The organism is Variovorax sp. P4_D9 (assembly GCF_056401695.1).
Window position 1 is genome coordinate 1 of sequence record NZ_JBFUIU010001787.1, and the last position, 502, is coordinate 502.

At 63.7% G+C, this 502-nt stretch carries 1 protein-coding gene; it reads left to right on the plus strand.

Annotated features, from left to right (window positions below):
- Positions 1-502, plus strand: a 502-nt coding sequence (locus AC1DY5_RS58350) for a histidine kinase dimerization/phospho-acceptor domain-containing protein (RefSeq protein WP_478123142.1), incomplete at both ends; no start/stop codon positions are given.

The window sequence follows — 502 nt, forward strand, 5'->3', positions numbered from 1 at the left end:
GCCAAGGACAAGGAAGCGCTGGCGCTGGGCCGGGAAGTGGACATCCCCGAGGAGACCCTGCATGCACAAGATGGCAGCGTGCACGTCCTGCACGCGAAAAAGATTCCGATCCTCGACGACGCCGGCCAGCCGCGCTACCTGCTGACCATTGCGGAAGACGTGACGGAGAGGAAGAAGAAGGAGCGTGAAATCGAGCGGCTGAATTCGGCCCTGGCGCAAAGGAGTTCCGAGGTGGAAGCGGCCAACCGCGCCAAGAGCACCTTCCTGGCCACCATGAGCCACGAGATCAGGACGCCCATGAACGGCGTCCTGGGCATGCTGGAATTGCTGAGCCTGACCGAACTGGACGCCGAGCAGCGCGAGACGCTCGGGCTCGTGCGGGAATCGAGCCGGTCGCTGCTGCGCATCATCGACGACATCCTCGATTTTTCGAAGATCGAGGCCGGCAAGCTGGAGGTCCGCCCCGAGGTCGTCTCGATCAAGCGCCTGGTCGAGGAGGTGC